Source organism: Ferrovibrio sp., from assembly GCF_046297595.1.
In the GTDB taxonomy this organism is placed as follows: domain Bacteria; phylum Pseudomonadota; class Alphaproteobacteria; order Ferrovibrionales; family Ferrovibrionaceae; genus Ferrovibrio.
Genome location: NZ_JBKBHT010000001.1, coordinates 573,114 through 591,528, shown reverse-complemented (window position 1 = coordinate 591,528; position 18,415 = coordinate 573,114). Strand labels below are relative to the sequence as shown.

Sequence of the window (18,415 nt, the reverse complement as noted above, 5' to 3'; positions counted from 1 at the left end):
CTTACTTGGCGTAGCGTTTGGTGATGAAGGGAAGGGTGCAGATCTTGGCGGGCAGCGGCTTGCCGCGCACCATCAGGCTCAGCGGCGTACCGGCCTTGGCGTAATCGGTGGCGACATAACCCATGGCGACCGGCGCATCGACGCTGGGGCCGAAACCGCCCGAGGTGATCACGCCGATCTTCTCGCCCTTGTCGTTCAGGATTTCGGTACCCTCGCGGGCCGGCGCGCGGCCTTCGGGCTGGATGCCGACACGTTTGCGCGCGACGCCATCCTTCAATTGCTTCTGAACGACGGCGGCGCCAGGGTAACCGCCGTCTTCGCGGCGCCGCTTTGAGATCGTCCAGGCCAGCCCGGCTTCGATGGGCGTCGTGGTGGTGTCGATGTCATGGCCGTAGAGGCACAGGCCAGCCTCCAGACGCAGGGAATCGCGCGCGCCCAGCCCGATGGGCTTCACCTCCGGCTGCGCGATCAGCCAGCGCGCGAATTCCTCGGCCTGATCGGCGGGCAGCGAAATCTCGAAACCGTCCTCGCCGGTATAGCCCGAGCGGGTGACGAAAGCCTCGTATTTGCCAAGCGCCAGTGTGGCGCCCATGCCGAAGCTCATCGCCGGCATCACTGAGTTGAGGCGCGACAGCACGTCCACCGCCGCTGGGCCCTGCAGCGCCAGCATGGCGCGATCTTCCAGATATTCCACCTCGCAGCCCTTCAGGTGGCTGCGCATATGGGCGATGTCCTGCTCCTTGCAGGCAGCGTTGACGATCACGAACAGGTCGCGGTCGCGCTTATTCACCATCAAATCGTCCATGATGCCGCCGGCATCGTTGGTGAGGACGGTGTAGCGCATCTTGCCGACATCCAGCGCGACGATGTCGCCGGGCACGAGTGCCTCCAGCGCTTTGGCCGGATCGGCGCCGGTGATCTTCACCTGGCCCATATGCGAGACATCGAACAGGCCGGCCGCTGCGCGGGTATGCTTGTGTTCGGTCAGGATGCCGGCCGGGTACTGCACCGGCATCTCGTAGCCGGCGAAGGGAACCATGCGGGCGCCAAGCTCCTTGTGGAGCGCGTTCAATGGCGTGGTTTTGAGAATTTCGGCCGTATCGCCCAAGCAGGTCACCTTGCGAACAGAGTCAGAGTCGAAGCGGCGGGTGGTTTCGCCGTTCGCCCCCTCTGTCCCGGGACCTGAGAGATTCGCCGTTGGTCTGAAACGGCTTACTCCTTCGGTGGGATCGGGATTGGACCCCCGATCCGCTTTCCAGAGTGTCGCCAGTCCGGTCGGTCCTTCGGCCTGAGAGTTTCCGGGGCGGTTGCTCCTTCGGCGCGCGGGCCCCCGTTAAAGCTCGGGTTTCGCGTCTCTCCCGCCGGACTGAATGCGACGCCGCGAGAATAGGCTGCGGTGCAACAGAGTCAAACCCTTTCCCGCTGACGCAACGGCAGCGGGAAAACTCCACAATTGACAATGCCTTAGGGGCGCTTAGGCTTATCCACAAGATGCCTGCGGGCGGCGACTCGGTCGCGACTCGCAGGGCGATAAAAATCCGGAGGAAACCGCCATGAACCCGTTCTTCGTCGAGCAGATGGCGATGTATTCGGCCTATCACCGCGATCCGCGAAACCGGGCCACCCATTTCATCGGCATCCCGTCCATCGTGTTTGCCATCTTTATCCCACTGCACTGGGTGGTGCTGGCCGAACTCTGGGGCGGCCAGGCCACGATCACGCTGGCCACCGCGCTGTGGTTCGCCACCGGCATCTTCTATCTCTGGCTCGACCGCACAGTCGGTGGCCTGATGGTGCTGGTCGGTTTCGTGCTGATGCTGCTGGCCGAGCAGGTTGCGGCGATGGGTAGCACGGTCGGCTGGATCACCTTTGCGGTTTTCTTTGTCGGCGGCTGGGTGTTCCAGCTGGTCGGCCATGCCTTCGAGGGGCGCCGCCCGGCTTTGGCCGACAATCTGCTGCAGGCCCTGATCGGCCCGACCTTCCTGGTGGCGGAAACGGTGTTCGCTGCAGGTCTGCGCAGGGAACTGCACGATGCCGTCGAGGCGCGCTGGAAACACTATTCCGTCGCAGCCATGCAGGAACGCGCCGCGTAAAATTCAGACGAGGATCAATGGCACGCTGGAAGAACCGGCCCGAAGGGTCGAACTGGGGCGACTTCGGGCCGGACGACCGGATCGGCCGCGTCAACTGGATCACGCCCGAGAAGGTGAAGCAGGGCATCGCCGAAGTGCGCGAGGGCAGAACCTTCTGCCTGTCGTTGCCGCTGGAATATCCGGGTGGCAACCTGCTCAATCCGCGCCGCTTCCCGCCGCAACTTTTTGCCGTGGTGCGTGAGGGCAGGCCGAACATGGCTTTGCCGCTCTCGCTGTACGATCCACGCGTCACCGATGTGTCCAGCGACGATGCGGCCCTGTTGTATCTGCAGTATTCCACGCAATGGGACAGTTTTGCCCATATCGGCTCGATGTTCGATGCCGATGGCGACGGCGTGCCCGAGCGCGTCTTTTACAACGGCTGGCGCGGCGGGAGTGACGTGCCGGATGTCGAGGATCGCAATGTGGGCGAGCCGCGGCTGGAACGATTTCCATCCAAAGGCACCGAGGCATTAGGCATCCACAACTTTGCCCGGCACGGACTGCAGGGCCGCGGCGTGCTGGTGAATCTGCATGACGAATGCGGCGAACGTCGGGAATGGATCGGTTACGACCGGCTGATGGCAGCCATGCAGGCGCAGAAGGTGGAAGTGGAGCAGGGTGACATGCTCTGCTTCTACACCGGCTTCGGTGACGTTATCTTAAGTATGGGCCGCAAGCCCGATCTGCACCGGCTGGAGAATTCCTGCGCCGTGCTGGACGGGCGCGACAAGGCGCTGCTGAACTGGATCACCGACAGTGGCGTGAGTTGCCTGATTGCCGACAATTACGCCGTTGAAGGGCTGCCCGCGAAAGCTGTTGATGGCAGCCATGCCATGCTGCCGCTGCATGAACACTGCCTGTTCAAGCAGGGCATTCCGCTGGGTGAACTCTGGTATCTCTCCGAACTGGCGGCCTATCTGAAGCAGCATAAGCGTAGCCGCTTCCTGCTCACTGCGCCGCCGCTGCGGCTCACCGGTGCGGTCGGCTCGCCATCTTCGCCGATCGCCACCGTTTAGTTCGACTCCTGATTAAATTGAAAATACGAGGCTGCGGCGCACTCACTGCAGCCTAAGGTCTGCTGTTATCGCAGTGCATCTACTCCCATTGGTGGAGTTCGGCACGATATGGCCGCATCGATTCCAGAAAAACGATGGCATTACTCTTTCTTAACGTGCCAGCCGCGCACAATGACCATACGAATAAAAACACATCGCTGAATAATTATTCGAAAAGGGAGATGGTCATGAAGACTCGCGCATTTATTCGTATTGCTGCTGTGATGTTGACGGCCACCATTATCGCCAGCGCGATGCCAGCCCTGGCGCAGGACAAGCATGTGGCAAAGGCGCAGGCCTGGGCCGAACAGACCTTGCGGGGCTGGATGAAGGATCCCGTCGTCATCGAGGCGGTAAAAGCCCAGAATGCCAAACATGCCGCTTTCGATGCGGCCAAGATCGACGCGCTCGATAAACAGTGGCGCGCAGAAACCAAGGCGGCGGCAAAGCCACTGATCAACGAAGTCATGGGCAATCCGCTATCGGCCTACCTGAAGAAAAAGGAAGCCGAGTCCAAGGGACTGGTCACGGAAATCTTCGTCATGGACAACAAGGGGCTGAATGTCGGCCAGAGCGACGTGACGTCGGATTACTGGCAGGGCGATGAGGCCAAATGGCAAAAGACCTATTCCGTCGGCCCGACGGCGGTTTTTGTCGACAAGATCGAACAAGATGAATCGACCCAGAAGTTCCAGACGCAGGTCAGTATCTCCGTTGTCGACCCTGCCGGCGGTGCCGTTATCGGCGCTGTGACGGTCGGTCTCGATGTCGAAATGCTGATGGATATGTGACGGCGCTATCCGTCTCGCCCATCCACAGGAGCAGACCATGCAGAACGTATCGTCTCAAGCGGTCCCGCCCATGGCGGGACCGGCCAGGACGGGCTTGCGCCTGTCGCTGTCGCAAAAACTCGGCCTCCTGATCGCCATCATCCTATGTATTGCCGTCGGCGCCACGGTCGCCGTGCAGTTGCAGCTGCGGCGAGAGACTTCGATTCAGGATTTCCGCGGCAACAACCTGCAGATCGCCACCCTGGCGGCTCAGCAGATTTCTGGCGGGCTGCGCTGGAGCAAACCTGAAAGCATTACGCCGGTTCTGGAAGGCCTTGCCGAGTTCGACGGCAGCGCTCTTGCCAACGCCATTGCTTTCGATGCCCAGCGCAAGCCGGTCGTCAACTTCGAGAGCAAGAAGTTTGCGCCATATAAGGGGCTGGAGGCAGATTTCACGCCCGCCATTGAGCAGGGTCTGAAGGCCGGCCAGATTCAGGCTTATTCCGGCGGCATGGATCATTACATCATTGCCGTTCCAGTCACGGCCGGTCGGGACAAGGAATATGTTGGCGCCCTGAGTGTGGCGCTGAGTCTCGATCAATTGAACGCCACAAATCAGCGTGATACCCAGCGTGGCCTGTATATGGGTGGCGGCCTGCTGTTCGCCTTGCTGGTGGCGCTGGTGTTGGGCACCCAGATTCTGGTCAGCCGGCCCTTGCGCCGGATCACCGGCACCATCGCCGATCTGGTTGCGGGCAAGCAGGACGTGGCAATCGCGTATCTGGGGCGCCGCGATGAGGTGGGCGATATCGCCCGCAGTCTCGATGTATTCAAGGCGCAGATCGCGCAGAACCAGACCCTGCAGCGCGAACGCAGCGAGACGCAGGCCCAGCAACTGGCTGAGCGCGAACGCGCCGAAGCAGAGCGCCAGCGTCAGGAGGCCGAGCTTGACCGCTCCGTTGCCCGCGTCATCGACGCGGCAGTTGGAGGAGATTTGGGCAATCGCATCGAGGCTACCAATATGAATGGAGCCATCCGGCGCATCGCCGATGGCATCAATCGTTTGCTGGATGTCACGGATCGTTCGCTGCAGCAGATCAGTGCCATGCTTGCAGGCATGGCCGAGGGCGATCTGTCACGCCGTATCCAGGGCGATTTCTCTGGCGTGTTTGCCCGCATTCAGAACGATGCCAATGGCACGGCCGAGAAACTGACGGGCATCGCAGGCCAGTTGAACGACACGGCACGTACCGTGCGCGATGCCTCCAGCGAAATCTCGACCGGCAGCCAGGATCTTGCGCAGCGCACGGAAAGCCAGGCCGCTTCAATCGAAGAAACGGCGGCGTCGATGCACGAGATCACCACGACGGTGAAGCAGAATGCCGATAACGCCCAGGCCGCCAACCAGCTGGCCGTCGCTGCCCGTGACACGGCGGAGAAGGGCGGCAGCGTTGTGGCCGATGCCGTCTCGGCCGTGACGCAGATCGAAACCAGCGCACAGAAAATCTCCGATATCGTCGGCCTGATCGACGAGATCGCCTTCCAGACCAACCTGCTGGCGCTGAACGCCTCGGTGGAAGCGGCGCGGGCTGGCGAGGCGGGCAAGGGTTTTGCCGTGGTGGCGCAGGAAGTGCGGGCGCTCGCCCAGCGCAGCGCCAATGCCTCTAAGGACATCAAAGCGCTCATCACCGAATCGAACGCGCAGGTGAAGACCGGAGCCAGCTTGGTGAACCAGACCGGGTCTTCACTGTCCGAGATCGTCACGGCGATCAAGAAGGTCTCAGACATCGTGGCCGAGATCGCGGCAGCCTCGCGCGAACAGGCCAGCGGCCTGGAACAGGTGAATACTGCCGTGGGCCAGATGGACGAGATGACCCAACGCAATGGCGCGCTGGTGGAGGAAACCACGGCCTCGGCACAGTCGCTTGCGGGTGAAGCGCAGCGTCTGGCTGAACTGGTCAGTTTCTTCCGGACTTGATGACGATTCCGAACGCGGTTTGGTGGCTTTTGACAGGCTGACGGGAATCGAGCCTTGCTCTTCGTGCTGATGATCTGGTTTGATCCTCGCTCTGTATAGACGGGAAGGATTTGATCAGATGAATGGTGCGGAAAGCCTGGTGCGGACGCTGGTGGCGTCCGGCGTCGATACCTGCTTCGCCAATCCCGGCACATCCGAGATGCATTTTGTGGCAGCACTGGACCGCGTGCCGGGCGTGCGCTGCGTGCTGGGTCTGTTCGAGGGCGTGGTCACCGGTGCGGCGGACGGCTACTGGCGCATGGCCGACAAGCCGGCTGCCACTTTGCTGCATCTGGGTCCTGGTCTCGCCAATGGCGTGGCCAACCTGCATAACGCACGCAAGGCTAGTTCCGGTATCGTCAATGTGATCGGCGAGCATGCCACCTATCACCTGCAATACGATGCGCCGCTGACCGCCGATATCGAAGGCATCGCGCGGCCGGTATCGCACTGGATCGGCCGGGCCAATTCTGCCGCGGATGTTGCTGCCCTGGGCGCCGAGGCGGTTGCTGCGGCCATGGGCAACGGGGGCCAGATCGCCAGCCTGATTCTGCCCGCTGACACTGCCTGGAACGAAGCCATCGACGTTGCCGTGCCGCTGGCCGTACCGCCGCGTGCCAAAGCCGAGGAGTCCGACCTGCGTGCGGCTGCGGTCGCGCTGAAAAAGGCCGGGGCGCATGGCATGTTGATTCTGGGGGGCATTGCCCTGCGCCGGCATGGCCTCGAACTGGCGGCGCGCATTGCCGCCGCCACCGGCTGCAAGCTCTCCAATTCCGGTTACAGCGCACGCATGGAACGCGGCGGCGGCCTGCCGCATGTCGGCCGCATTCCCTTCGTGGTGGATCAGGCCGTAGCCTATCTGAAGGATGTGCGCGAGTTGGTGCTGATTGGCGCCCGCCGCCCGGTGGCCTTCTTTGCCTATCCCGGCAAGCCCAGCATCCTGACCCAGGAAGGTTGCAACATCACTGCGGTCTGTGACGTGGAAGCCGACCTGATCGACGCGCTGGAACGTCTGGCCGATTTGGTGAACGCGCCCAAAAACGTGTCTGCCGCCATCGTGCCGCCGAAACCAGCTTTGCCTGATGGCGCGCCGACGCCGGACAAGATCGCCGCCGCCATGGCGGCGCTGATCCCCGACAATGCCGTGGTGGTGGATGAGTCTATCACGTCGGGCCGCGGCATCTTCGCGGCGTCGCAGTCATCTTCACCGCATGACTGGCTCAACAACATGGGTGGTTCGATCGGCTACAGCCTGCCGGTCGCAGTCGGTGCGGCGGTTGCAACACCCGATCGCAAGATCGTCGCGCTCACCGGTGACGGCAGCGCCTTCTACACCCTGCAGGCCCTATGGACCATGGCGCGAGAACAGCTCGATGTGACCATGGTGGTGTTCGCCAATCGCTCCTATGCCATCCTTCGCAACGAGTTGGCCAATGTCGGCGCTGCCAATCCGGGGCCGCGTGCCATCGACATGCTCACCCTCGACCGGCCAGATCCCGATTGGGTGGCGCTGGCCAAGGGCCATGGCGTGCCGGCCGTGCGGGTGGACGAGATGAACGATTTCGCGAGAGCCTTCCTAGCGGCGCTGGAAGTGCAAGGGCCACAACTCATAGAGCTGGTCTTCTGAGCCTACCGCTATCGGTTGTGGTCGGTAGGATTTCGCATCGTTAATTCTTGATAACGCCCAGTTTTTTGCAGTGGGATTCTGTTTGCAGATCAATTAGAAGTTTGCCAATGATTGTAACGCGGTACCCCTGAAGCAGTGCGGTATGTCACGCCCGCTGCCGGTTCGACCACCGAAGGGGCCCCTGCCAAAACTCGAAACCCACCCCCACCGGGTCCGCGCCGTCCTTGTTACCCAGGACGGCGGTCAGGGGGGAGGCGGAACCGCAAGGTTTCGTTTACCGCATTGTTCCAGATTTGAATTCTAGTCGACCGACCACAGCAGAAAGTGTGAGCGCCATGTCCACGCCCGCCACCGTTCCCGCCGCCAGCCCCACCGCTGGCATGCCGGCCATCGCCGATCAGAATGCATCGGTCCTGCGCGGCAACCAGGAAGTGCTGACCTTCACCATCGGCGAGCAGAATTATGGTCTCGACCTATTGAGCGTGCGCGAAATCCGCGCCTGGACTGAAGTCACGCCGCTGCCCAACACGCCGCCTTTCGTGCGGGGCGTGATCAACCTGCGTGGCGCCGTAGTACCGATTTTCGATCTGCGCGTCCGCCTCGGTGGTGGTGTCACCAACCCGACCAGCGCCAATGTGGTGATCGTGGTCGAGATTGGTTCGGAATCCTGCGGCCTGCTGGTCGACACTGTGTCCGACATTCTGGCGCTTGATGCCAGTGCGTTGCAGCCTGTTCCGGCCACCGCGGCCGACGAGGAGCATGGCTTCCTCAGTGCGCTCGCCACCCATGAAGACCGCATGGTGGCCCTGATCGACGTCAACCGCCTCTTCAGCAAGGGCGTCCCCGCGCTGCCTGCCGCTGCCTGATTGGTCCGGCAAGGCCGCCTAGGGGGGAGGCCAGCCCGGGATACAATCAAGGTTAGAGGAAGCAATGATCAAGAACTTGCGTCTGCAGGGGCGCCTGATCGCCTGTGCCGCTGTCGTGGCCGTTCTGGCCATTGTTGCAACGATATCACCCTCTCTCCTGGTCATGGATGGCCTAGTCGACCGGGCCGAGCGGCGCGAACTCCAAAGTTATTACGAGAACATTACCGCCGCCGTAGCAGCGGAGGCCGCCAAGGCCACGGCATTGAGCGCTTTGGTAGCCAATATTCCCGATGCGCAGGCTGCGATGGCCGGCGGTGACCGCGACCGTCTGGCCAAGATGTTCGTGCCGGCATTCCAGGCGCTGAAAAAAGATCATGGCGCGGTGCAGATGCAGTTTCACACGCCGCCGGCAACGTCGTTCCTGCGCGTGCATCGCCCAGACCGTTTCGGCGACGACCTATCCTCCTTCCGTCATACGGTAGTGGCGACCAATTCGACGCAGAAACCGACCCAGGGCCTGGAATTCGGCGTCGAAGGTTTGGGTGTGCGCGGCATGGTGCCTGTACTCCATGAAGGCAAGCATATCGGCTCGTTCGAGCTCGGCATGTCTTTCGGCCAGTTTTTCTTCGATAGTTTCAAGCAGCGCTACGGCGTCGATGTCGCCCTGTTCGTGCAGGACAAAGACGGCATGAAGCGGTTCGCTGGCACTTTCGAGAACGAGTCGCTGACTCGGCCAGAGCATCTGGTCACCGCCTTGAAAGGCGAGACTGTAGTGCAGCGGATAAAAACGACAGCAGGCCCTCGCACGGCGCTGATCGGGGCTGTGCGTGACTATTCGGGCAAGCCGTTCGGTTCCGTGGTCATTGCCATGGACAGCAGCGATTATACAATCGCGATCAACCGCGCGCAGCTGATAGCCGGCATTGCCGGTCTGGCGGCGCTGGCCATTGGCGTCCTGATGGCATGGGTAATCGGCCGCAACATCTCGCGGCCCATCGATGCCATCACCCAGACCATGAACCGACTCTCCGGCGGCAATCTTGCCGTGGCGCTGCCTTATCAGGAGCGACATGACGAAGTCGGTGAGATGGCACGCGCCGTTGCCGTCTTCAAGCGCAATGCCGAAGACAAACTCGGGCTGGAACGCCAGCAGGAGGAGGAGCGCAAGCGCTTTGCTGCCGAACAGGCTGCCGCTGAGCAACGCTTCGAGCAGTCGATTGGTCAGGTGGTGGCTGCTGCCGCCGATGGCGATCTGTCTCGCCGGGTTGAACTCGGCGGCCTCAGCGGCGTCATGCAGCGCGTTGGCCAGTCGGTGAACGACATGATCCAGCGCACCCATGCCGTGACCAACGAATTGGCCGATGTCACCGATGCACTGGCGGAAGGCGATCTGACCAAGCGTGTGCGTGGCGACTATCATGGTGTGTTCGGTCAGCTGAAAAACGGCGCCAACCAGATGGCGGAACGGCTGCGCGATTTTGCTCGTCGTCTGGCCGAAAATGCGGAAGCCGTGAAAACCGCTTCGGCAGAAATCTCGTCTGGCAGCCAGGACCTTGCGCAGCGCACGGAGAGCCAGGCCGCTTCGATCGAGGAAACTGCGGCGTCGATGCACGAGATCACCACGACGGTGAAGCAGAATGCCGACAACGCCCAGGCCGCCAACCAGCTGGCCACGGCCGCCCGCGACACCGCCGAAAAGGGCGGCAGCGTGGTGGGCGATGCCGTCTCGGCGGTGAGCCGGATCGAGGAGAGCGCGCAGAAGATCTCCGACATCGTCGGCCTGATCGACGAGATCGCCTTCCAGACCAATCTGCTGGCGCTGAACGCCTCGGTGGAAGCGGCGCGGGCCGGCGAGGCGGGCAAAGGCTTCGCCGTCGTGGCGCAGGAGGTGCGTGCGCTGGCCCAGCGTTCGGCCAATGCCAGCAAGGACATCAAGGCGCTGATCCAGGAATCGAATGCCCAGGTGAAGACCGGGGCCGACCTTGTGGGCCGCACCGGCCAGTCGCTGACCGAGATCGTGGCCTCGATCAAGAAGGTTTCCGACATCGTGGCCGAGATCGCGGCCGCCAGCCGCGAGCAGGCCACCGGCCTGGACCAGGTCAATACCGCCGTGGGCCAGATGGACGAGATGACCCAGCGTAACGGCGCCCTGGTGGAGCAGACTTCGGCTTCAGCCCAGGCGCTTGCCGAACAGGCAGCGGAACTCGCTGCGCTGGTTGGCTTCTTCCGCACCGGCGATCAGGCCGCGCCAGCGGTTGCCCAATCTTCGTCAGCCCGGCCTGTCGCGAAGGCGGTTGTGTGGAAACCTCCAGCAGCGAAGCCGGCGGCAGCGAAACTGGCCAGCCCTGAGGCCTCATCCGCCAAGCCAGTAATCAAGCCTGCGGATGATAGCGATTGGGAAGAGTTCTGAACTCAGCGCCCTTCTGATTGTATAATAAATCCAATTTGCAATTATAACTTTTGCGAGTATAATCCAGGTTGTGGTTGGTGGTAGTGTATCTACCTTTGCCGAACACCCCCTAGATGTGTGAAACTTGTTGCTGTTCCGTAGGGTTAGCCAGCAGGGCAGGCCCTAACGCAATGACAAGAATCCAAGAATCTGGTGAGGGAAGAAATGTCCATCGCATCCACGATCAAGATCGGCCCGCGTGTCCTCGCCGTGGTGGCCTTGCTGGCGGTTGCAGCCGCGGTCATCGGCGCTATGGGTATCATCTCGCTCGACCGCTATGAACGGCAGAGCAACGAGATGGCCTCTCTGGCCAAGCAGACCCAGTATGGCGAGCGACTCAACGCCCTGATTTATGCCGTGGTGATGGATTCGCGCGGTGTCTACATGTCGGAGACGACCGCTGCGGCCAAGCCCTTCGCCAATGGTATCCAGCGCTGGACCACCCAGATGGAAGGCATCATCCGCGACTGGACTGCCCTGATCGGTCCCCAGGCTGCGGCTGGCGAGGAGGCCAAGCAGTTCATCGCCCTGGTGAACCAGTTCATCCAGTTTCGCCGCGAACTGGCCCGTCTTGGCACCGATGTGGATACCAAGCAGGCGCGAGAATATGGCGACAACGATGCCAATCGCAGCAACCGTCAGGCTCTGAACAAGGCGGTCGAGGCGATCAACAATCGCAACGCCGAACGTGTGGCTGCGGTCAGCGCAGGCCTGACGGATTATTACAACACCCAGCGACCGTTGCTGCTCGCCATCACGATTGCCGCCATCGCGGTTTCGGTGCTGCTGGCGCTTTATGTGGTAATCGCCACGCTGACCCGTCCGATCACCCGCATCACGTCGGTGATGAATACATTGGCCAAGGGCGACATCTCTGTCGATGTTTCCGGCAAGGAGCGCCGCGACGAGATCGGCGAGATGGCCCAGGCCGTGCAGGTGTTCAAGGACAACATGATCGCCCGCGAACAGGCCGAGGCCCAGATCACGCAGCAGCGCGAGGAATCGGAAAAACGGCGGCTCGAACGCGAGGCCCGCGAAAGGGCTGCCGGCGAGGAAATCGCCGGCCTGGTCAACAAGGTGGCGCAAGGCGACCTGTCGGGCCGCATCAACGAAGGCGGCAAGGAAGGCTTCTTCCTCACCACCAGCCAGGAACTGAATCGGCTGGCGGCAACGCTGCAGACCATGGCCGGCGAAATGGCCGACACCATGGGTGCGATGGCCGGCGGCGACCTGACCAAATCGGTGCGCGGCGACTACCGCGGCGTGTTCGGCCAGTTGAAGGACAGCGCCAATGGCATGGCCAATCGCCTGCGTGATTTCGCCGGCCGTCTGACCAGCACGGCGCAGTCGGTGAAGGTGGCGTCTGATGAAATCTCCACCGGCAGCCAGGATCTGGCGCAGCGCACGGAGAGCCAGGCGGCGAGCATTGAGGAGACGGCCGCCTCGATGCATGAGATCACCACGACGGTGAAGCAGAATGCCGACAACGCCCAGGCCGCCAACCAGCTGGCTGTCGCCGCTCGCGACACGGCCGAGAAGGGCGGCAGCGTGGTGGCCGATGCGGTTTCGGCCGTGACGCAGATCGAGGAGAGCGCTCGCAAGATCGCCGACATCGTTGGTCTGATCGACGAGATCGCCTTCCAGACCAACCTCCTGGCGCTGAACGCCAGCGTGGAAGCTGCCCGCGCCGGCGAGGCCGGCAAGGGTTTTGCCGTGGTGGCGCAGGAGGTGCGCGCGCTGGCGCAGCGTTCGGCCAATGCGTCCAAGGACATCAAGGCGCTGATCCAGGAATCGAATGCCCAGGTGAAGACCGGTGCCAGCTTGGTGAACCAGACCGGATCGTCGCTGACCGACATCGTCACATCGATCAAGAAGGTGAGCGACATTGTGGCCGAGATCGCGGCGGCGTCGCGCGAGCAGGCCACCGGCCTTGACCAGATCAACACGGCGGTGGGCAGCATGGATGAGATGACCCAGCGCAACGCCGCTCTGGTGGAAGAGACCACGGCCGCCGCGCAGTCGCTCAACCAGCAGGCTCAGCAGCTGGCGGACCTGGTCGGCTTCTTCAAGCTGGGCGAGGGCGGCGGGATGCGGTCCGTCAGCGCGGCCCCGGCGGCCCATACCCGCCCGACCCCGGTGCAGGCGGCTCCGGCCAAACCGGCGACCAAACCGGCAGAGGCCAGGCCGGCCGCCAAACCTGTGGCCAAAGCCGTTGCTCAGGCCCCTGTGGCGGCGCCGGCCGCCAAGGGCGGGGATGACGACGATTGGCAGGAATTCTGACCGCTAAAGCCCGGCTTTTCACCGGGTTTTCCGGTTGACTCCGGCCGGGGTGGCCGGTATGGTCCGCCCACTTTTCGCCGGGCGGGCGAGGCTGCGCCCGGTTTTTGTTTGCACCGCTAGACGGTTTCTGAGGTCAGGTATCATGAAGGTCGTGAATTCGCTCAAGTCGGCCAAGACCCGCCATCGGGATTGCCGCGTGGTTCGCCGCAAGGGCCGGGTCTATGTGATCAACAAGACCAACCCCCGCTTCAAGGCGCGCCAGGGTTAAAAGCATAGGGCTGGGACAGTCACGGGCTGCGGCCCGGATCATCCAGTCTTTTAAAGGGTTTAACGGCTCGACCGCACAAGCGGCCGGGCCGTTTCCTTTTTCGGGCTTGACTCTTCCCGCTGCTCCGGCAATTTGTCAGACAAGCTGACAAATTATCCTGATGCCCGATTCCTCTCTCTCCAGCCACGATACCTCCACCCTGCCGCGCGCCGCAGGGCTGGGCGACATGCTGGCTGGCCGGTTGGCCGCCGCGATTCGGGCCGGCGAGTTTGGACCGGGCGACCGCCTGCCCACCGAGAAGCGGCTGGTCGAGCAATATGGCGTCAGCCGGGCGGTGGTGCGCGAGGCCATCGCACGGCTGAAAGCCGATGGCTTCGTCGATACCCGCCAGGGCGCTGGCGCCTTTGTCGCGGCGAAGCCGGGTCTGGCTAATTTCCGCATCGCCCAACGGGAAGATGGCGGACGCATCGCCTCGGCCGATCTGGCCCATATCTTTGAACTGCGCAGCGTGGTCGAGGCCGGCATGGCCGAGCTGGCGGCAAAACGGCGCGATGCCGATGATCTGGCCGCGCTGAAAACGGCCTTCGCCCGGATGCAGCAGGCCCTACAGGCCGGAGAAGACGGCGCGGCAGCGGACGACAGTTTTCACGCCGCTATCGCCACGGCGGCGCATAACCCCTATCTGGCGCAGTTTGCCGCCTTCCTGGCGCAGCATTTCTCCGCCACGCGCGCGCTCACCTGGGCTGCATCCGCGCGCGACGAGGGCAGCGCCAGTGCCGCCCAGGCCGAGCATGCCCGCCTGCTCGCTGCCATCGAGGCCGGCGATGCTGCGGAAGCCGCCCGCGCCGCCCGCGACCACATCTTTGCCGCCGCCACCCGCCACGGCGCCGCCCCGAACGAGAACAGCGTGAAGGACTAAGCCATGCTGATGCCCGCACCCGAACCCGAGATCATCGCCCAGCGCCTGGAACTGATCGCCGATCTGCGCCGCATCGTGCCGGGCGAAGGCGTAATCGCCGACGAGACCAGCCTGCGCGCCTTCGAATGCGACGGCCTCACGGCCTATCGCCAGCTGCCGCTGGTGGCCGTGCTGCCCAGCGATACGCGGCAGGTTTCCGAGGTTCTGAGACTTTGCAACGCGCGCAACGTGAAGGTGGTGCCGCGCGGTGCCGGCACGTCGCTCTCGGGCGGCGCGCTGCCCCTGGCCGATGGCGTGCTGTTGGGACTGGGCAAGTTCAATCGCGTGCTTGACATCGACTGGGACAACCGCTGCGCCGTGGTGCAGCCTGGCGTCACCAACCTCGGCATCACCCGCGCTGTGGAGCATCGCGGCTTCTACTATGCGCCCGATCCTTCCAGCCAGATCGCTTGCACCATCGGCGGCAACGTGGCGGAGAATTCCGGCGGCGTGCATTGCCTGAAATACGGTCTCACCACCAACAACATCCTCGGCGTCGAGATGGTGCTGATGAACGGCGACATCGTGCGCCTGGGCGGCAAACATCTGGGCGCCGAAGGCTACGACCTGATGGGCCTGATCTGCGGCTCTGAGGGCCTGCTCGGCGTGATCACCGAGGTCACCGTGCGCATCCTGCCCAAGCCGGCTGCCCAGCGCGCCCTGCTGGCCGGTTTCCCGTCTTCCGAGGCGGCTGGCGACTGTGTGGCGAAGGTGATCGCCAGCGGCATCATCCCCGGCGGCATGGAGATGATGGATCGCCCCGCCATCCACGCGGCGGAAGACTTCGTGCATGCCGGCTATCCGCGCGACGTGGAGGCCCTGCTGATCATCGAACTGGATGGCCCGCCGGCGGAAGTCGACGACCTGCTGGCCCGCGTGAAGGCCATCGCGGAAAGCTGCGGCTCGGTCTATCTGCGCGTGTCGCAGAATGAAGATGAGCGGCTGAATTTCTGGGCCGGGCGCAAGGCGGCTTTCCCCGCCGTCGGCCGCATCTCGCCCGATTACCTCTGCATGGACGGCACCATCCCGCGCAAGAAACTGCCCGAGGTGCTGACCCGCATGCAGGGCCTGTCGGAAAAACATCGCCTGCGCGTCGCCAACGTATTCCATGCCGGCGACGGCAACCTGCATCCGCTGATCCTCTACGATGCCAACAATCCCGGCGAACTGGAACGCGCCGAGGAATTCGGCGCCGATATCCTGCGGCTCTGCGTCGAGGTCGGTGGCGTTTTGACCGGCGAGCATGGCGTGGGCATCGAGAAACGCGACCTGATGCCAGCGATGTTTTCCGAAGACGACCTTGCCCAGCAGATGCGGGTGAAATGCGCCTTCGACCCCAATCATCGCCTTAATCCGGGCAAGGTGTTCCCCGTGCTGCATCGCTGCGCCGAACTGGGCCGCATGCATGTGCACAAGGGCCAACTAGCCTTCCCCGATCTCCCGCGGTTCTGAGCCATGCCTGAAACCTTCATCCCTTCCGGCATCACCGACGTGGCCGATGCGATCCGTTGGGCCGCTGCCGAAGGCAGGCCGCTCAGTTTGCATGGCCATCGCAGCAAGGCCGGCCTTGGCCGTCCCGCACAGAGTGAATATGCGCTCGACTTAAGTCGCCTGAGCGGCGTTCTGGACTACGAGCCGGCCGAACTGGTGCTCACCCTGCGCCCCGGCACGCTGGTAAGCGATGTGGAAAAACTGCTGGCTGCGTCCAGCCAGATGCTGGCCTTTGAGCCGCCGGATTACGGCCCGCTCTGGGGTGGGGCGGCCGGACGCGGCACCATCGGCGGTGCCATCGGCTGCAACCTCGCCGGACCGCGCCGCTTCAAGGCCGGCGCGATCCGCGACCATCTGCTCGGCTTCACGGCCGTTTCCGGCCGTGGCGAAATCTTCAAGGCCGGCGCGAAAGTCGTGAAAAACGTCACCGGCTACGATCTGCCCAAGCTGGTCTGCGGGTCCTACGGCACTCTGGCCGCGCTCGCGGAAGTGACGCTGAAGGTGCTGCCCGCGCCCGAGAAGACGCGCACCGTGCTTATCTTCGGCCTCGACGACGCGAAAGCCGCGCAGGCGATGTCCGCCGCCGCCTGTTCGCCGCACGAGGTGGCCGGTCTGGCCCATCTGCCCGAAGCCATCGCGGCGTCGTCCGGCGTCGCCTATGTGGCCAAGGCCGGCATGGCCGTCACCGCCATCCGCGTCGAAGGCACCGATATCTCGGTGAAGGCGCGCTGCGAGGCCCTGCGTGCACTGCTGCAATCCTTCGGCCCGCTGGAGGAACTACATTCGATGAATTCGGCCTGGCTGTGGCGCGAGATCCGTGATGCCGCCGCCTTCATCCTGCCGCAGGAACGTGTGCTGTGGCGCCTGTCGGTGGCGCCGATGGATGGCGCAAAAGTGACGGCCGCCATCCGCGCGGCCCAGCCCGATGCGGCCTTCTTCTACGACTGGGCCGGCGGGCTGGTCTGGCTTTGCCTGCCGCCGGCGCCGGATGCCCATGCAGCACTGGTGCGTGGCGCCATCGCGGCCCATGGCGGCGGCCATGCCACGCTGATCCGGGCCGAGCAGGCTGTGCGCGCGGCCGTCGACGTGTTCCAGCCGCAGCCCGAGGCGCTGGCCGCGCTCTCGCGCCGCGTGAAGGAAAGCTTCGATCCGATGAACATCCTCAATCCGGGCCGCATGATGGCGGGACACTGATGCAGACCTCCTTCACCCTCGCGCAACTGGCCGATCCGGGCATCGCCGCCGCCAACGAGATCCTGCGCAAATGCGTGCATTGCGGCTTCTGTACGGCCACCTGCCCGACCTATGTTCTGCTGGGCGATGAACGCGACAGCCCACGTGGCCGCATCTATCTGATCAAGCAGATGCTGGAAGGCGATCAGGCTGCCACGGAAGAAACCGTGCGCCATGTCGACCGCTGCCTGTCTTGCCTCTCGTGCATGACCACCTGTCCGAGCAGTGTGCATTACATGCACCTGGTCGACCATGCGCGTGCCCATATCGAAAAGACCTATAAACGTCCGCTGGCCGACCGTTTCCTGCGCGGCCTGCTGGCCCGGCTGCTGCCCAGCCCGAAACTGTTCCGCCTCAGCCTGATGGGGGCAAAGCTGGCGCGGCCGTTCCGCTTCCTGCTGCCCGGCCGGCTGAAAGCCATGGTGGCGATGGCGCCGAAATCGCTGCCGGCCATGGACGCCGCCATCGAACGGCCGCAGGTGTTCCCGGCGCAAGGCGAGCGCCGCATGCGCGTGGCACTGATGACCGGCTGCGCCCAGAAGGTGCTCGATCCCGAGATCAACGCCGCCACCATCCGGCTGCTCACCCGCCATGGCTGCGACGTGGTGATCGCCGATGGCGCGGGCTGCTGCGGCGCGCTGACCCATCATATGGGGCAAGAGCATGATTCCCATGCCAAGGCGAAGGCCAATATCACGGCCTGGCATCGCGAATACGAAGGCGAGGGGCTGGATGCGGTGGTGATCAACGCATCAGGCTGCGGTACCACCGTGAAGGACTACGGCTTCATGCTGCGCAGCGATCCGGCCTGGGCCGACAGGGCCGCCACCATCGCGGCGCTGGCCAAGGACGTGACGGAAGTGCTGGCGAAATTGGATCTGAAGCCGCAAGGCGAGGCGAGGGGCTTAAGCGTGGCCTATCATTCCGCCTGTTCTCTGCAGCATGGCCAGAAGATCACCACGCTGCCCAAACAGTTATTGGCCAAAGCCGGCTTCGATGTGCGGGAAGTGCCGGAGGCGCATCTGTGCTGCGGCTCGGCCGGCACCTACAACCTGCTGCAACCCGAACTGGCCATGCAGCTGCGTAGCCGCAAGGCGAGGAATATCGCCGGCACCGGCGCGCAGATGGTGGCGGCGGGCAATATCGGTTGTCTGGTGCAGATCGCCGGCGGGCTGGAAGCGGAAGGCGGCAAGGCCATGCCGGTGCTGCATACCGTGCAGTTGCTCGACTGGGCCACCGGCGGGCCGAAGCCCTCCGTCCTTTAGG

General features: G+C 63.6%; 14 protein-coding genes and 1 riboswitch. Of the genes, 13 read left to right on the top strand and 1 reads right to left on the bottom strand.

Annotation, left to right across the window (positions count from 1 at the left end; genetic code table 11):
* Position 1: 1 nt before the first annotated feature.
* Positions 2 to 1,108 (bottom strand): glycine cleavage system aminomethyltransferase GcvT, encoded by a 1,107-nt coding sequence (gene gcvT / locus ACK4FJ_RS02965; RefSeq protein WP_409764865.1) that lies wholly within the window; start codon positions 1,106 to 1,108, stop codon positions 2 to 4.
* Between the two features lie 52 nt (positions 1,109 to 1,160).
* A riboswitch (glycine riboswitch) is annotated at positions 1,161 to 1,269 on the bottom strand.
* 284 nt (positions 1,270 to 1,553) lie between these two features.
* Between gcvT and ACK4FJ_RS02960 the strand changes: the two genes are divergently transcribed.
* The 13 genes from ACK4FJ_RS02960 to glcF all read left to right on the top strand — a co-directional run bounded on the left by ACK4FJ_RS02960 (position 1,554) and on the right by glcF (position 18,414).
* Positions 1,554 to 2,093: a DUF962 domain-containing protein gene (locus ACK4FJ_RS02960; protein WP_409763790.1), complete on the top strand. Its 540-nt coding sequence runs from the start codon at positions 1,554 to 1,556 to the stop codon at positions 2,091 to 2,093.
* A 17-nt stretch (positions 2,094 to 2,110) separates the two neighbouring features.
* The gene (locus tag ACK4FJ_RS02955; RefSeq protein WP_409763787.1) at positions 2,111 to 3,151 is read left to right on the top strand and encodes a cyclase family protein; all 1,041 of its coding nucleotides are present in this window, start codon (positions 2,111 to 2,113) and stop codon (positions 3,149 to 3,151) included.
* A gap of 134 nt (positions 3,152 to 3,285) precedes the next feature.
* A complete protein-coding gene (locus ACK4FJ_RS02950; RefSeq protein ID WP_409763784.1) occupies positions 3,286 to 3,981 on the top strand; it encodes a hypothetical protein in 696 nt (231 codons plus the stop codon).
* Between the two features lie 70 nt (positions 3,982 to 4,051).
* The gene (locus ACK4FJ_RS02945; RefSeq protein WP_409763781.1) at positions 4,052 to 5,938 is read left to right on the top strand and encodes a methyl-accepting chemotaxis protein; all 1,887 of its coding nucleotides are present in this window, start codon (positions 4,052 to 4,054) and stop codon (positions 5,936 to 5,938) included.
* Positions 5,939 to 6,056: 118 nt separating this feature from the next.
* On the top strand, positions 6,057 to 7,604 hold the full coding sequence (locus ACK4FJ_RS02940; protein WP_409763778.1) for an acetolactate synthase large subunit: 1,548 nt from the start codon (positions 6,057 to 6,059) through the stop codon (positions 7,602 to 7,604).
* A gap of 335 nt (positions 7,605 to 7,939) precedes the next feature.
* Entirely contained in the window at positions 7,940 to 8,470 is a 531-nt protein-coding gene (locus tag ACK4FJ_RS02935) for a chemotaxis protein CheW (protein ID WP_409763775.1), read from the top strand.
* 64 nt (positions 8,471 to 8,534) lie between these two features.
* A complete protein-coding gene (locus ACK4FJ_RS02930) occupies positions 8,535 to 10,880 on the top strand; it encodes a methyl-accepting chemotaxis protein (RefSeq protein WP_409763772.1) in 2,346 nt (781 codons plus the stop codon).
* 204 nt (positions 10,881 to 11,084) lie between these two features.
* Entirely contained in the window at positions 11,085 to 13,199 is a 2,115-nt protein-coding gene (locus ACK4FJ_RS02925) for a methyl-accepting chemotaxis protein (RefSeq protein WP_409763769.1), read from the top strand.
* A 142-nt stretch (positions 13,200 to 13,341) separates the two neighbouring features.
* Complete coding sequence (gene ykgO, locus ACK4FJ_RS02920) at positions 13,342 to 13,467, top strand: type B 50S ribosomal protein L36 (RefSeq protein WP_300301874.1); 126 nt, start codon at positions 13,342 to 13,344, stop codon at positions 13,465 to 13,467.
* Between the two features lie 160 nt (positions 13,468 to 13,627).
* Complete coding sequence (locus ACK4FJ_RS02915) at positions 13,628 to 14,386, top strand: FadR/GntR family transcriptional regulator (RefSeq protein ID WP_409763766.1); 759 nt, start codon at positions 13,628 to 13,630, stop codon at positions 14,384 to 14,386.
* 3 nt (positions 14,387 to 14,389) lie between these two features.
* Entirely contained in the window at positions 14,390 to 15,877 is a 1,488-nt protein-coding gene (locus tag ACK4FJ_RS02910; RefSeq protein ID WP_409763763.1) for an FAD-linked oxidase C-terminal domain-containing protein, read from the top strand.
* Between the two features lie 3 nt (positions 15,878 to 15,880).
* Positions 15,881 to 17,110, top strand: a complete 1,230-nt coding sequence (gene glcE, locus ACK4FJ_RS02905; protein ID WP_409763760.1) for a glycolate oxidase subunit GlcE — start codon at positions 15,881 to 15,883, stop codon at positions 17,108 to 17,110.
* Positions 17,110 to 18,414, top strand: a complete 1,305-nt coding sequence (glcF, locus tag ACK4FJ_RS02900) for a glycolate oxidase subunit GlcF (protein WP_409763757.1) — start codon at positions 17,110 to 17,112, stop codon at positions 18,412 to 18,414. The genes glcE and glcF overlap by 1 nt, the downstream gene beginning before the upstream one ends.
* The last annotated feature ends 1 nt before the right edge of the window (position 18,415 follow it).